This window comes from Halobacteriovorax sp. HLS, assembly GCF_004006665.1.
Lineage (GTDB): Bacteria > Bdellovibrionota > Bacteriovoracia > Bacteriovoracales > Bacteriovoracaceae > Halobacteriovorax.
Window position 1 is genome coordinate 714,572 of record NZ_QOCL01000003.1, and the last position, 14,382, is coordinate 728,953.

A 14,382-nucleotide genomic window follows, 5' to 3' on the forward strand; every position below is an offset into this window, starting at 1 on the left:
AAAGGCCCACTTAATGTGGGCCTTTTTTTTTGCTTTATTCTTTTTTAATGTACCCACCATCTATAAAGACGATCACCTACACTTCTATCTCTTTGAAGTTGTGACATACATTCAGAGTAGATTCCAGCAACTTTCTCATCCATCTTCTCTTTAGCTTTATCAAACTTCTTCTTCGCTCTCTTTAGCTTTCTTTCTCTTTGTCTCTCAGAGTCATCTTCGTCATAGTCAGGAGCATAATCTTCCCAAAGAACTTTGTAAGAATCATTATCATATGAAATGGCCTTACATTCTTTTTCTACTCTCTCTCTTTTGGCAGCTAAATGCTCAGAAGTGCTATAGTTAAAAACATCATGATAATTGTCATCAGAACTATCATATAATTTTTCAACTGGTGCTGAGTCTTCCCAGTTATTATGAACTAGTACTAAATTATCTCTGTCTATAGTAAAATCTGGAGCTGATACACTTCCGTAATTAGCAACTCTCTTATATGGCTTATTTCTCTTAGGAAATGGATGCTCACTCTTATCTTCAGAACTATAATTTACTGTAATCGGTAACTGTTGAGTTGGTCCAGCAGAAACTAAGTAGTATAATGACCACAAGTCTGGAGTTTGCATTCTCATACAACCATGACTATCAAATGCTCTTATAAAATCATTCTTATCTGGGAATGGTTGTGCGTGAAAACCAATACCAGTGTAATCATTTGATGTTGATTTACCTTTTAGAATTCTGATAAATGGAAGACCTGCAAAGTATCTAGGCTTTTTTCTATTTTTAATTGTAGTCGACTTATCTAAGTAACCATCCTTAAATCTAGGTGTTAATAATGAGAACTCGTCATTTAATACGGCTTCATCAAAACTTCCAACACCTAAAGGGAAGATCATTTTGATATTACTATAAAGATCTTTAACTATGATTTTTCTAGATTTAAGAGCAACATCAAAAGTCAGCTTTGTACTAGAAAGCTCTGTAAATTTCTTTGGTGAAACTGTGAAGTTTTTAACATCATCATTCTTGTACTCTACAATGATATTTTTAAACGCAATATCATCTTCACTATACTTAATTAGAGCAGTCATATCTAATCTAACAACTCCGTTTTTCCATTTTGGAGTGTCGTTGAAAAAGAGATTCAGAACTTCATCAACTTTTCCTTTGTCTGAGAAGTATTCTTTCTTTCCTTTTTCTAGTTTTTCATAGATATAATCTAAACCTGGTGCAATCGTCGGTAGATGCTTAACAACATCCTCTACCCTAACTCCAATAACTTTATTTTCAGCGCTCTTAGGTAATTGTAAAGATTTCCAACCCCAATCACTTCTAGATGAAAAAATAGATGCATTTGCATCAGTTATAACTACTGATGATACTGGCCCTGCTATTGTTCCAAGAACAAGAGCAAAAGCAGCGAACCTTGTCGCTAATTTCATAAATCCCCCTAATTGTGTGTCGCGAGGGATAATGTAAAACATTACGCAACTAGTCAACAACAATTACGCACAGTGTAATAATTACTATCAAAAAAAGGGGCCCAAAAGCCCCTTTCTATATCTTGAAATATCTTTAAGAATATTTTCTACTTACCGTGTCCATGCCCATGACCATCATCTGGACTGTGCGCTTCACCGGCCTGGATATCAAATAGTTCAACTTCAAATACTAAAGTTGCTCCACCAGGTATTTTTGGAGGTGCACCGTGGTCACCATAGGCCAGACCAGAAGGAATAACTAATTTAATTTTCCCACCTTTACCAACTAATTGAAGACCTTCAGTCCAACCTTTAATCACTCTATTAAGTGGGAAGCTTACTTCTTTTCCTCTATCAACAGAAGAGTCAAAAACTGTCCCATCAATTAGAGTTCCGTGATAGTGAACTTTAACCGTATCAGTTGCCTTTGGCTTAGCACCGTCTCCGGCCTTGATAATCTTATAAGCAAGACCTGATGCTGTCTTAGTTGCACCTTCGCTAGATACGAATTTTTCTAAGAACTTCTCACCTTCAACTTTTACACCTTGAGAATGAGCTTCAACTCTTTTTTGGAATTCTTCACGAATTTTTGGCTGATAAACTTTTAGATCAACTTGCTCTTTAGTTCCTCTTGCAGCGTCTTTAAGACCTTGAGTCATTGCCATAAGTTCAGCATCGCTAAGCTTAAGATCTTTCATTCTTTGACCAAACATATAACCAACCGAGTAGAATACTTTATCGTTCTCAGCAGTTACTTTAACATCTTGTTGCTTATTACACCCTGTCATAAGGGCCGTCGCAGCAAAAACACCTACTAATAGGCTCTTCTTCATGATTACTTCCTTTGTAATATTAAACTTCCATTTAACTTTAAATCTTTATAATTTTACACGGCCATACCGATATAATCAAGCTTAGTTATGCGGATAAAGGTGCCTCTTTCTAAGTTTTTCTTTATCTGACTCACTCTTGGAGTATTCATAATTGTATAATGCTCCTTCCCAATCTCCGTACATAGGGTTTGGGAGTATTATATATTTACGACCAAAGTCGCCTCGGTGCTTATCTGCAAGAATATTTCTCTCATTAGTCCCTTTCTTATGAAAGACTTCTGAGAAATCAGCTAATGTATCTCCTACTAGCATCACGATATCGTAATTCTTTAAAACATCTTGCCTTCTTTCTTCTTTATTTGAAGTAGTCGTTCTTAAGAATATATCCTGTCTTTTAACCGGAAAGCCTACGTCTAGCATATTCTTGTAAGTTGCTTCTAGTCCTCTAATTTTTCTATTTGAGATATAGATTATTTTGACACCTTTTTTATGAACATAATTCAAAAAATCCACAGAGCCTGGTAAGGCCTTCGCTTGGGCCAAGTCAATCCACTTAAACCAGCTAACAGGCTCGTAAGTATGCTTATCAATGATATTTTTCGCCTGATATGGACTATTATCTAAAAGAGTTTCATCAATATCAAAAACAATGGCCGGCTTTTTGCGATACATTCTCTTTCTTAGTACATCATCAAGGTGGTTTCTTGCACTATTAAAAGCTTGGTAAGTTAAGGCCCTGACTTCGGCAGCGTTTTGAATCCAAAGGGTTCCCTGTTCGGTGTAAAGAGCGGGATTATTATTTGAATTGGTGCTACAACCTGTAATGATAATGGTTAATAAAAACATGTATACAAACTTCATAAACTCTCCTTAAAAACCACTCTCATCGAGTGCTTCATTCGCTAATTGGTCGCATAGTTCATTTTGTGGATGACCTGCGTGCCCCTTAACCCATATATATTCTATCTTGGTAAAAGACTGGGATACTTCATCTAAATCTTTCCAAAGGTCTACATTTTCAGGTGGCTTCTTATCTGCTTTTTTCCAGCCTCTAGATTTCCAAGAATGAATCCAGCTCTTCATTCCATCAACAACATATTTTGAATCAGAATAGAGATAGATATTCAAATCTTTAAAATCTGCTCTTTCTCTAATAAGCGTCTCCATTGCGTCAACCGCACCCTTCATCTCCATTCTGTTATTTGTGGTGCGAGTCTCTACACCAGAGGCCTTAAATAAAATTTCCCCAGTAGATAGTTGACCTACACAACCCCACGAACCAGGACCTGGGTTTCCTCGACATGCCCCATCACTAAATAAGGCCACATCAAATTCACTTTTAAGCTCAGTTGGTACGGGATATTCATCATTGCTTGAACTATGAGCACTATCTTCGTCTTCCCAATTTTCAATCTGGGATTTTAAATAATCTATAGCTTCTAGCGCTTGATTATTATCAGGGAATTTCGTCTTTAACTTATTGAAGAAATTAATAGTCTTCTTTTTCACTTTTAAACCTTAGATAACAATTTGGATTTATTAAAAGACAATTCTACCTTATTGATATCAACTAGCAAATATAGATTAGTTGGATTATATTACACAACGCAATACCACAATTAGTCGATTCAAAATCTGCTCATTTCATGTTAAATAGACGCTCTACTGGAGATATCTTGAAATCTAATTATACATTAAAAGTATTTAAAGAATATTTTAACTTTGCTTGTGCCCATTTTATGATTTTCAAAGATGGTTCAAGAGAACCTCTACATGGTCACAATTACCGAGTAAGCGTAAATGGACATCACGATTCACTTAATGGAGATATGGTTATAGACTTTCTAGACTTAAAACCAATTGTTAAAAAAATCTGTGACGAGATTGACCATAAATTAATTCTACCTAGTGAATGTGCTTTACTCGAAATTAATGAAACTGAAAAGCAAATTGAAGTAAAAACTCCAGATAATAGCTTTTTTAGTTTTCCAAAAAGTGATGTTTTAGTCATTCCAATAAAAAATTCTAGTGTTGAGAGATTAGCAGGTTTTATTGCTAAAGAAATAGAGATACAATTACAAAAGCTTTTTAATTTCCAATTTGATATTTTGGAAGTAGAAGTTGAAGAATCCAAGGGGCAATCTGTAATATACCGCCTCTTTAGAGATAAGGAATAAAAGAATGAACTTTATTGAATTAAAGTCGGGCTCCTCGGTTGAAGGAGAAGAAATCAAGGCCTTTAAGACTGAAGGAAAGGCCAAGAGCTATGTCTACCTTATGGCCGGAACTCATGGTGATGAAGTCGAAGGTGTTTACGTAGTTGAGAAGCTGTATAAGTGGTTAATTGAGCAAAGTGATATTGAGCTTGATATGGTTGTAATCCCGATCCTCAATCCTGATGGATACAGAAATGCAACGAGAGTTAACGCTAATGGTGTAGACTTAAATAGAAACTATGATAGTGGGACATGGTCTAGTGAAGCACGTGAAGCAAAGTATTACCCTGGAAAAGCACCTTTAAGTGAGCCGGAAAATATTTTTCTGATTAGTTTATTCGAGAAGTTTCCTCCAAGAATAATTTTAAGTTTTCATTCATGGAAACCAATGATTAATTATAATGGTGACTGTAAAGAAGTTGCAGAATTTATAGCAAAGTACAATAACTATATAACTTGTGACGATATCGAAGGACATCCAACACCTGGTTCACTTGGAGATCTAGGCCCTAAGAAATATAACAGTCCTGTTATTACTTTTGAATGTCCAGTTCTAAGTGATGAAAAAGGTCTTAAGGCCATCTGGCAAGAGAGTGAAGAAGGCTTAAAAGAATTATTTAAAACAGATCTTCTATAAAAAGTTTTCCCCTCTTACTAGAGGGGAAATATCTTAATTACAGCGAACTCATATCAACAACAAATCTATATCTAACATCTGACTTTATTATTCTTTCAAATGCAGTATTAATCTCGTCCATCTTAATCATTTCAACATCACTAACAATATCGTGTTCAGCGCAAAAATCTAGCATCTCTTGGGTTTCTTTTATTCCACCAATTAATGAGCCAGCAATTCTCTTTCTACCAAAAATTAATGGTCCACCATTTACTGGATCAACAGGCTCAATCGCGCCAACTATAACCATCGTTGCATCTCTTTTAAGAAGGCCAACATAAGGGTTAACGTCATGTCTCACTGGTATAGTATTTAAAAGGAAATCAAAACTATTAGAGCTTTCTTTCATGGAAGCTTCATCAGTAGACAATAGAACTTCATGAGCTCCTAATCTCTTCGCATCATCACCTTTTGACTTCGAACGAGTGATCATGACAACCTCTGCTCCCATGGCGACTGCAAACTTAATTCCCATATGTCCAAGTCCGCCAAGCCCAATAACACCAACTCTATCACCTTTCTTAATTCCCCAATGCTTTAAAGGGGAATAAGTAGTGATCCCAGCACATAGAAGTGGTGCCACAGCTTTAGTATCCAACTTTTCTGAAACCTTTAAGACGAACGCTTTATCTACGATAATACTTTGAGAGTAACCTCCATAAGTTTGTCCTCCAAGAACGACATCTTTTGAGCCGTACGTTAGTGTTGCTCCAGTTTCACAATATTGTTCAAGCCCTTCTGCGCATGACGAGCATGTTTGACAAGAATCAACCATACAGCCCACACCAACGAGATCACCAACACTAAATTGCTTAACATCACTACCGATCGCTGTTACGCGACCTACTATTTCATGGCCAGGAACGACGGGATAAACTGCTGGTCCCCACTCACTTCTAGCGGAGTGGATATCGCTGTGACAAACTCCACAGTATTCAATCTTTATTGCTACATCACTCGCAAGCAATTCTCTTCTGTCTATTTCAAGAGGAGCTAGGTTTTCGGTTGCTGAAGGAGCGGCATAAGCTAAAGTTTTCATATTTTCCTTTTGGTTAAAATTATCATTATAAAGGTAGCCGACTACAAAATGTAAAACAATAATATTGAGCTGAATTCTTATATGTCTAATGAATTGATGCTAAGTGATTGATTTCTTATCAAGGCCACTTTGACACTGTTTCTGCTGGCACTAGTATTGCACTAAATTACTCAAATACTAGTTAGCAAGGAAGTGTTAATGAAGAGAATTACCTCTACACTATTGATTTTATTATTATCTCAGATGGCAGCGGCTGAACAAGAAGCGTCATCAAATACAACAAGTGTTGAAAAAGTAGACACAAATGGCACTAAGCTTAGTCCCAGATTGTCCCTATCTTCAACTCTTGTAAGTAATAGAAGAGATATTAATAAAGACCCAGATGCTGTCTTCTATAATTCAACAAACTTTGGTTTATCGCTAAAGTCGAACAAAACTTATAGATGGGCCTTTGGTGTTGGCTTCAATAAGAATCTGACTGGTGAAAGAAAATTAGATTGGGGTGATGGTTCAGTTTCTGTTTCAAGAGGTCTTGCAAGACCAAATGAGTTTTGGAATATTTCAGGGAAAGTTTCAACAATTATCCCACTTGCGAAATCGACAAAAGCATATTCTGAGCTTAATGGATTAATTGGTATTCAGCCTGTAGTTTCTTGGGATGCTTCACAAGTTGGAGCAAAAGGTCTTTCATTGGCCTATATTCCAAAGTTCACTACATACTTCTATGAGCATGAGACAAATGTTTATGGTTCTTCAAATAACCAATTTAAAACGAACCACACACTATCTGTAGATTATAGCTTTACTGACAAATTATCAGCTAACTTTACAAGCATTTATATTAGATCTTGGACTCATAAGGGACAAAGAAGTGACAGCTTTGCCTTTGATCAAAGTGTTACATATAGCCTAAGCTCAAAATTTTGGACTTCCGTAGGACATAGTATCGGTGGTTCAGCAATTGGTCCTAATGGACAGAGTAATAATATCCAGTTCTATGATGAAAATCTTAGTACTTGGTACTTGAGTGCAGGATTAACGTTTTAAAAAATAATTTAAATATAAAGAAGAAAAAGAAAAGAAAAAATCGAAAGGAGAAATCGATGAAAAACAAGAAAAACTTACTACTTAACCTAACTTTAGCAGCGGTGCTATCAGCGTCATGTGCTAAAGAACTACCAGATGATCCAACTGATCACGTAAAGGATAATGTATATCCTGCAAGTCTATTCGATCAATCTGTAGTCGTTACAGTTGAGGGAGAAGAAAATGGTATTCTAGCCGTTGAAGCCGATGAGGAAATTCAAGGTGTATGGGCGCTGAATGCTAAGAAATATAGAAAGGTAGTAAATGTCGAAGGTGACGAACTCCTAAAAAGGTTTTTCAAAAATGTTGAACTTGAGTCTTCAACTCCTGGAGAAAAAATCAAGATTAACTTCAACCTAACAAAAGGTCACTTAGTTGCTTTTGTTGACAAGTCACATGCAAGCTCTACTTCTCCACACCTTCAAGAGCTTTCGGCAGGTGAAGAAAAAGGAACTCCTGTATTCCAATACTCAATTGGTTCTTGGGGTATTCTTGAAAAAGTAACAAACTCACTTGGTGAAGAAACAAGAACTGTTACTATTAAAGAAACTATAAGATCACAGGCCACTCACGTTTCAATCAACTCACTTGATTCAAACTTAGAATATGCCGGTATTAGAGGCCTATCAAAAGAAGAGCAAAAAGAGATTTTCTTAAAAGACTCTCTTCAAGCAAAATACTTTACAGTTAAAGATATCAAAGCGATTTCTCCAAAGCACAATATCTTTAACTCAGAAAAGTTTAAAAGCTTTACAGATGCGACTCTTTTAAAATCATTTTTAAATAGTGAAACTATTTTCTTCCACACAGCAATCAATAAAAAAGACCTTGATAAAGAAGAGCTTAGAAAGCTTAAGCAAGGACTACATAATACAGTACTAAAGGCCTGTACTCAAAAGGACTTAGAGTTACTTAAGTTTGAAGGAAACCTAGAAGACTGTGTAACAAAGGCAGTATTATCTAAGTCACTTACATTAAAGACTCAAAAAAGAGACCAGGAAGCAGATACAAAGGAAAAGCTTGCTACTATCTCTTTAGAGGATGCTCTTGAAGATGCAAAAGTTCTTTTAGTTAAGATGAGTCAAGACGATGAGTTAAAAGAATACTCACTTGTAGACCTTAAAGAAGAATTCACAAATTTTGACGGAAAAACTCTACTTAAAGTAAGTGAACTTGAAAAGAAAGAATACTTCTATCGTAAGGTTCTTATCGATGCGCCAAACACTTTTGAAGTTACATTTGCTGGTACTGCAACTGACGTAACATTAGTTAAAATTTCGTTTGAAGAAGACAAAATGTCTATCAAAAGAGCAAGATCTATTCTTGGAAAAGATGGTGAAACTGAAGTTGATGAAGAAGCACTACTTTCTTTCCCAGTTAAGTACTATAGACTTGTAAATGAAATAAATGGAAGAAGACTAGTTTCTCCAAAGCATATTGAAGCAACTCATACAGAAGAAGGCGCTATCGCTGCTGTAGACTTCTCTAACAACATGGAAATCAATGATCTAAACTCAGTTCTAGATTCTGATCTTGCTGCATGTTTTGTAGGAACAACTGAAACAGAGATCAATGACCTATTCGCAGGAAAAAGATCTGGTAAGCACATGATCAACTTCACTCTTGATACTTCAAGAGGAGTAAATACTCACAGATGTGGTGGTGAATCAGACGCAGGAGCTCAAGCAAACTTGAAATTCAAAGAAAGAGTTTCAATGATGGAGTATAAGAAAGACCGTGCAGAAACAACAGATCTAAATATTCCTTTTGACGCTCAAAAGAAATTAGGTTTTGGATTCTTCACAGGAATGAAAGTTACTGGACAAGGTTACTCTCAAGATACTGACTCGGAAAAGTCAAATACTTATCTTCCAAGTAGATTTGATATTAAAAACTGTAAGCAAGTTGAGTACGTACTAACTGGTATCCCATTAAAGGATGGTGGTAAGAATAATGGTACAACAGACCTAAGAAATAGACTTATCACTTCTACGCATAAAGTGATTAACGATCTAAATGAAGGTTTCTACAAAGCATTAAAAGGAACGGCACTTGATAGAGCAAACTGTACTACAGATGGTTCTAACAAGCCTGTACTAACTCTATCAATCGAAAGAGACGCTAATATTTCTGGAAACAAAGTAAAAGTTTGTAAAGACTATGAAACGAACGGAAATAAAGCAGGTTGTGAGAAGATCGTTCTACCTGTTGTAGAAAGAGCTGTCATGGGTGACCTTGATAAGAACTATGTTTACTATATGCAAAAGGCAACTTCATACCCAATCTTGGGACTTGGTGGAGCACATAAAAACCCTCTTACTGGAGAAGTTATTTCAGCATCTGTTTATCAGTATGGTGGAAATATGAAAAACGGTATTGAGTGGATGATTGAGTCTTACAATGCATTAAAGAAATGGCAAAAGCTGACTGAAGAGACTAGACAAGTCATCGCGCAACAAGCAACTGAAGCTGATGTTGCTGAAGCTAACGCTGAAATTGCAGATGTAGAGCCATCTACAAGTACTGCAGCAGAGACACACGCTAGTGCTTCAGAAAGTGCTGAGAGATTAATCAATAGAATTAATACAGAAAGAACTCTTAATAGAACTGCTTCTATTAACTTAAGAGACAGAAGAATTCTTGATTTTAAAGACAGAATTGCTCCAGCTGGTGAAGTAAAATTATCTGAAAAGTACAAGTCTCTTCTAGAAAAAAGAACTGCAAACAATATTAATCTTTATAAGCAAGCAATGCTTATGCAAGATATTATGAATGCGAAAAATACTCCAGAAGAAATCAACAAGGTTCTTCTTAAGCACGAAAACCCAATTGCTCACGCTAAGCACGAGATGATTGAGTCTTTAAGCTGGAAAACTGTTAACGGTAAAAAAGTTAAAAAAGATATCTGTCTTCACACAAGAGATGCATCAATTGTATCAAGTGTAATTAGCAAGCTTCACGATGACTACAATATCGATAAAATCTCAAAGTCTGCAAATGGATTTAACAAGATTCTTATCGATACTTGGAGACCAACTCTTGCTCATGAAATTGGACATAATATCGGTCTTAGACATAACTTTATCGCTTCGTATGATAAGTATAACCATAAGTTCAATGCTGCTGATACTTCTAAGAGAAGATACTCATCAGTTATGGATTATATGCTTGATGATCATGTAACTTACGACGGTCTTGGGCCATATGATGTACACGCAATCAGAGCAGGATATGCTGGTTTACTAGAACTTAACCCAACAAGTCCAATTGCTGCTGCTGCAAAAGTAGAAGTAGATGGAAAGAAATTTGTTAAGATCAATGATATCAAGAAAATTCTAGGTCTTGATGTATGGAAAAATCTTGATACTAAAGACGTAAAGAAAATTGGAATCAAGAAATATGAATTCTGTTCAGACTTAGAGGCATCTGTTGGAAGCACTCCTATGTGTGCAAGACACGACTGGGGAACTTCACCAGAAGAAATCGTTGACCATGTAATCATGTCAATGGAAGGAACATATGCTATTTCTAATATTGCAGGAGATAGTAAAACTTTCTCAAGAAGCCGTGGAGGAGCTGCTGCTCACTACTTCGGAAAGCTAAGATCAATGAACGAAGAGTTCTTATTCCAAAGAATTCACAATCAACCAATGTTCTTTGACTACGCAATGTTAAATGAAGAAGACCTAAGTAAGTTTGATGATGAAACAAGAGCATTTATCGAAAGAGATAAGAGCTTCATCAGTGCTATCTTTAAGTCATTTGAGTACTTAGAATCTAAAGTTAGACAACCAGGTGTTACTACAGTAACAAATGATGCAAGTTCACTACAGAGATTTGTACCATTTGTTAGACTTGAAGATGAATTAAATGCAGAAGGTCTTCCTACTGGTAACAAAGTACAAGTTACAAAGCTGATTGAAACTAAGGCCATCGAAAGTATTAACTTTGATAATGAAGGAGTTATCTCAAATGACTCTGCGACTTCTTGGTACACAGATTCAAGAAGAAAGGTTAAAGGAAGTGATATTGAGCGTGTATATGCACTACTATTCTTAACTGAGAAAGGTTCTAACTCATACAAGCACTCTTATAATAGTCTGGAATTTCCATACTACTTATTAAGTGACAGCTTAACTGAGAGAATTCAAAAGCTACAGTCAGAAATCTTAACTGATTCATTGACTCCAGCTGCTCTTATCGACGGAAAAGTAACTGAGTTAGATGCACCATTTACAACAAGAACAACTGATTTCTTAAGACAGTATGCTGCAATCACTAGTGCACTATATATGAATGTAGATGATCTTGGCCTTGAGAACCCAGGAAGAAGCTTTAGAGTTCTTTCTACAAGAGATGTAAATCAAGTTGGTCAAATTGGACTTCAAGAAATTGCCGGAGAGAAGATTTACTTCCCTTCTGCTGATGATGCTAATACTGCAAAAGAGATCTTAGTCAATGCAGTGGCCCTTAAGCACTTAATTGACTCAGGTGTTGAAGAAGGAATTAAGCAAGTTGTTTCTCTTAACCAAAACAAAGGGAAAGAGACTCTTTATGCGACTTCTGAAGTTGGTACGGTAAAAGAGATTAACAGTGTGATCGTTGGTAACCCTAACTTTGCAGGATTCTACAATACAGCAAAAGAAGAGCAGCTAGCACAAATTGCACAAATTAAAGCACAGATTCTTGCTATGATAGGAAAGAGTGAAGTTGTTGAGCAACCAGCGACTGCTGAAACTGAAGAAGAAGTTTCAGAAGAAACAGAAGTTGTGGCAAGTGCTGAGACAGAAGAAACAACTGAAGAAGTTTCTTATGACAAAGCAGCTCTTGAGCAATTAAAAGGTCAGTACAACCTATTTACAATCATTGCTATCAACAAAGCTTTAATGACAAGTGAAGGTACAATCGCTGAAAGATTAGAAAGAGCGCAAGAAGAGTTTGTAGCTCCATATACTAAGACACATGAGGCCCTATTTGACTTTGAAATGGAGTTAGCACAAGTAACTGTTCCAGTTCCAGCACCAGTGCCAGGAATGCCTCCAGTGAATGCTCCTCTTAATATGGAGTATGTAAATGGTAAGCTTCAGTTGTTTGACTTTGTTAAAGCAATTGCAACAGATAAGCTAGAGCGTCCATTTGTACCAGTGAGCCAAATTGGTGATACAGAAGCTCAATTAAGAGCAGAGATTATGGCCGTAATTAAAAGAGAATGTGTTGAAGGATGTGATCCTCAACAAGCTCAAGCAAAAGCACTTACTCAACAAATGGTAAATGGTTTTGAAAAAGTAAAAGGAATCTTAACAACAATTGCGAAGGCCAACCCTATTGATGCGGCGATCTTTGCAAATGCAGATTCAGAAATTGAAGTAACTAATCCGAACGTTAGAGCACATATCTCAAGCGTTACACCAAACTCGAAGCTTAGTTTAAATACTGGCGTATCGATTGGTAGTACTTACAAAGAGCTTGTAAATAATGCTAAGTTCTTAGAGCAGCTATACTTCATGCAAACAAATAATTAAACACGCTTTAATGAATGGGCCTCCTTCGGGAGGCCTTTTTTGTGCCCATAATTCTCGTCAATTTTTATCATTTATAGGAAGAGTTTTCTTCCCGAGAAAACTCTAAACATCTAATATTATTGTTTTAATAAACTCTCCAGAATTTATTCATCTTTTGGTGTTAATATTGTTCATCTTAAAGCCGTTACTATGCTTGTTAATCATGGCCCATGAATGGGAGGAATAAATGAAGAACGAATACTTTAGTGAAGAATTCTTAGATGACCAAAGAGCTATGCTACTAAAATTAAAAAGTGACATACTAAATCATATGAGAACACATGAAATTGAAGATATTAGTCCAGATCCAGATCAAGTGGTCGAAGAAGTAGATAAGAGCCAGGTCTATACCTCTCAGCGCATGAGTATGGAGCTAAGAGAGAGAGAGCTAAAAAGGCTCCATGAGATAGATGAAGCACTCTACAAGCTCGAAGAAGGCCAATATGGGCTCTGTGAAGAAACAGGAGAACCTATTGGTGAGAAGAGACTACAAAAAATACCTTGGGTTAGACTTTCAATAGAGGCCCAAGAGGACTATGAACGAAATAGGAACACTTTAGCTGCCTAAGGTGATTCTCTATCCTGGTATAAAAAAAGGCCTCGCTTAGTGCGAGGCCTTTTCTATTTGAAAGTAAAATTTTAATTATGCTTTTGCGAACTTGATAACTTCAACTGGACAAGCATCAGCTGCTTCTTCAACCAATAATCCGTTATCTAAAGGAGCACCTGGTCTGATAATACAAGTATCGTCAGTAACTTCGAAAACTTCTGGAAAGATAGCTTCACAAGCATCACAGACAATACACCCATCTTCAATCCATACTTTTGAAACAGCAAAGTTCTCTTTAGCAGCTTCACCACTACCACCAGCTCCAGCAAACTCTCCAGCAAACTCCGGATTAGAAGAAATTTTTAACGCTTTATTTGAAACAGGAAGTGCATCAGCAATAAAGCTTCTCTTAGGGTTAGTGAAAACTGGTTTTGGATAATTTAATGCATTTTCTTCATTGAAAGTCTCAGCTAAAACAGTTGCACTTTTATAAAGATCTAAGAACTTTTGACCTTTAAACATAAAGTGATGTGCAATACCTTCCTTAGAAGACATAACCTCAACTTCAACAGATGCATTAGCAATTCCCTCAGCATTCATTAAGTTCTTGAGATCTTCACCAAAGTCTAGGTCTCTTGCGAATGTTGAAGTCGCAGTATCATATGATCTTGTTAAGTCTACTTGAGTCGGACTTCCAAAAGGGTTAAATAGTCTAATTCTGATATTGTCGAATTTCGCTGGCTCACGTGAGCTATTCCACTTAAATGAAAATGCAAATCCTGACTCACCATTAGCAGTCTTTAAAATTGAAAGCTTCGGTCTCGCAAAAAGAAAATGTAGACCACCAGAAAGTAAACTTACTACACCAATAGTTACTACTAGTCCTACGCCAGCAAGAAGAGCAATCCCCATAGCAATGAAGGTTGTATTCACTAAAATCTCC

11 protein-coding genes are annotated in these 14,382 nt (G+C 36.4%); 5 read left to right on the forward strand and 6 right to left on the reverse strand.

Features of this window, described 5'->3' with window-relative positions; all coding sequences use genetic code 11:
* Positions 1 to 44 precede the first annotated feature (44 nt).
* The 4 genes from DPQ89_RS08015 to rnhA all read right to left on the reverse strand — a co-directional run bounded on the left by DPQ89_RS08015 (position 45) and on the right by rnhA (position 3,637).
* Positions 45 to 1,439 (reverse strand): L,D-transpeptidase family protein, encoded by a 1,395-nt coding sequence (locus DPQ89_RS08015; protein ID WP_164848309.1) that lies wholly within the window; start codon positions 1,437 to 1,439, stop codon positions 45 to 47.
* Positions 1,440 to 1,585: 146 nt separating this feature from the next.
* Positions 1,586 to 2,311 (reverse strand): FKBP-type peptidyl-prolyl cis-trans isomerase, encoded by a 726-nt coding sequence (locus DPQ89_RS08020; protein ID WP_206611145.1) that lies wholly within the window; start codon positions 2,309 to 2,311, stop codon positions 1,586 to 1,588.
* Positions 2,312 to 2,392: 81 nt separating this feature from the next.
* On the reverse strand, positions 2,393 to 3,172 hold the full coding sequence (locus tag DPQ89_RS08025) for a 5'-nucleotidase, lipoprotein e(P4) family (RefSeq protein WP_127716409.1): 780 nt from the start codon (positions 3,170 to 3,172) through the stop codon (positions 2,393 to 2,395).
* A gap of 9 nt (positions 3,173 to 3,181) precedes the next feature.
* Entirely contained in the window at positions 3,182 to 3,637 is a 456-nt protein-coding gene (rnhA, locus tag DPQ89_RS08030; RefSeq protein WP_127716466.1) for a ribonuclease HI, read from the reverse strand.
* A 350-nt stretch (positions 3,638 to 3,987) separates the two neighbouring features.
* On the opposite strand from rnhA, the gene DPQ89_RS08035 reads away from it, so the two are divergent.
* Both DPQ89_RS08035 and DPQ89_RS08040 read left to right on the forward strand, forming a co-directional pair.
* Positions 3,988 to 4,488: a 6-carboxytetrahydropterin synthase gene (locus DPQ89_RS08035; protein WP_164848310.1), complete on the forward strand. Its 501-nt coding sequence runs from the start codon at positions 3,988 to 3,990 to the stop codon at positions 4,486 to 4,488.
* A gap of 4 nt (positions 4,489 to 4,492) precedes the next feature.
* Positions 4,493 to 5,164, forward strand: a complete 672-nt coding sequence (locus DPQ89_RS08040) for a DUF2817 domain-containing protein (RefSeq protein WP_127716411.1) — start codon at positions 4,493 to 4,495, stop codon at positions 5,162 to 5,164.
* A 37-nt stretch (positions 5,165 to 5,201) separates the two neighbouring features.
* Here the strand turns inward: DPQ89_RS08040 and DPQ89_RS08045 are convergent, their stop codons facing one another.
* Positions 5,202 to 6,242 (reverse strand): NAD(P)-dependent alcohol dehydrogenase, encoded by a 1,041-nt coding sequence (locus DPQ89_RS08045; protein WP_127716412.1) that lies wholly within the window; start codon positions 6,240 to 6,242, stop codon positions 5,202 to 5,204.
* Between the two features lie 198 nt (positions 6,243 to 6,440).
* Here DPQ89_RS08045 and DPQ89_RS08050 point away from each other — a divergent pair, with 198 nt between their 5' ends.
* The 3 genes from DPQ89_RS08050 (at position 6,441) to DPQ89_RS08060 (ending at position 13,457) form a co-directional block, all read left to right on the forward strand.
* Entirely contained in the window at positions 6,441 to 7,289 is an 849-nt protein-coding gene (locus DPQ89_RS08050) for a hypothetical protein (protein ID WP_127716413.1), read from the forward strand.
* Positions 7,290 to 7,345: 56 nt separating this feature from the next.
* The gene (locus DPQ89_RS08055; RefSeq protein WP_127716414.1) at positions 7,346 to 12,850 is read left to right on the forward strand and encodes a zinc-dependent metalloprotease; all 5,505 of its coding nucleotides are present in this window, start codon (positions 7,346 to 7,348) and stop codon (positions 12,848 to 12,850) included.
* Positions 12,851 to 13,076: 226 nt separating this feature from the next.
* Entirely contained in the window at positions 13,077 to 13,457 is a 381-nt protein-coding gene (locus DPQ89_RS08060) for a TraR/DksA family transcriptional regulator (RefSeq protein WP_127716415.1), read from the forward strand.
* A 75-nt stretch (positions 13,458 to 13,532) separates the two neighbouring features.
* On the opposite strand, the gene DPQ89_RS18610 is transcribed toward DPQ89_RS08060, so the two are convergent.
* Entirely contained in the window at positions 13,533 to 14,372 is an 840-nt protein-coding gene (locus DPQ89_RS18610; protein WP_206611147.1) for a ferredoxin, read from the reverse strand.
* Positions 14,373 to 14,382 lie beyond the last annotated feature (10 nt).

Bases quoted from the DNA above. Each gene is read 5' to 3' on its own strand.
- DPQ89_RS08055 (WP_127716414.1), top strand. From the start codon at position 7,346: ATGAAAAACAAGAAAAACTTACTACTTAACCTAACTTTAGCAGCGGTG.
- DPQ89_RS08020 (WP_206611145.1), bottom strand. From the start codon at position 2,311: ATGAAGAAGAGCCTATTAGTAGGTGTTTTTGCTGCGACGGCCCTTATG.
- DPQ89_RS08040 (WP_127716411.1), top strand. From the start codon at position 4,493: ATGAACTTTATTGAATTAAAGTCGGGCTCCTCGGTTGAAGGAGAAGAA.
- DPQ89_RS08025 (WP_127716409.1), bottom strand. From the start codon at position 3,172: ATGAAGTTTGTATACATGTTTTTATTAACCATTATCATTACAGGTTGT.
- DPQ89_RS08045 (WP_127716412.1), bottom strand. From the start codon at position 6,242: ATGAAAACTTTAGCTTATGCCGCTCCTTCAGCAACCGAAAACCTAGCT.
- DPQ89_RS08060 (WP_127716415.1), top strand. From the start codon at position 13,077: ATGAAGAACGAATACTTTAGTGAAGAATTCTTAGATGACCAAAGAGCT.
- DPQ89_RS08050 (WP_127716413.1), top strand. From the start codon at position 6,441: ATGAAGAGAATTACCTCTACACTATTGATTTTATTATTATCTCAGATG.
- DPQ89_RS08015 (WP_164848309.1), bottom strand. From the start codon at position 1,439: ATGAAATTAGCGACAAGGTTCGCTGCTTTTGCTCTTGTTCTTGGAACA.